Origin of the sequence: Streptomyces flaveolus, assembly GCF_000716535.1 — a bacterium.
In the GTDB taxonomy this organism is placed as follows: Bacteria; Actinomycetota; Actinomycetes; order Streptomycetales; family Streptomycetaceae; genus Streptomyces; species Streptomyces flaveolus_A.
This window is the reverse complement of the sequence record NZ_JNWV01000214.1, coordinates 1-224: the sequence shown is the minus strand read 5'-3', so window position 1 is coordinate 224 and position 224 is coordinate 1. Positions and strand designations below refer to the sequence as shown.

The 224-nt window shown below is 70.1% G+C and carries 1 protein-coding gene; it reads right to left on the bottom strand.

Translation table 11 applies throughout. From position 1 onward, the window contains the following. Positions 1-224 (bottom strand): acyltransferase domain-containing protein (locus OO52_RS45905; RefSeq protein ID WP_037671867.1); only part of this gene is annotated, 224 nt, incomplete at both ends.

Here is a 224-nt window from a genome sequence, read left to right as displayed (position 1 = left end):
TCCGCCAGGATCGGGTCCATGTGGGGGGAGTGGAAGGCGTGGCTGACGGTGAGGGGTCGGGTGCGTCGGCCGAGGGTGGTGAAGTGTGCGGTGATGCGGTGGATTTCGGTGGGGTCGCCGGAGATGACGACGGAGTGTGGTCCGTTGACGGCGGCGAGGGCGGTGCCGGGTGTGAGCAGGGGGCGGACTTCGTCCTCGGTGGCTTCCAGGGCGGTCATGGCGCC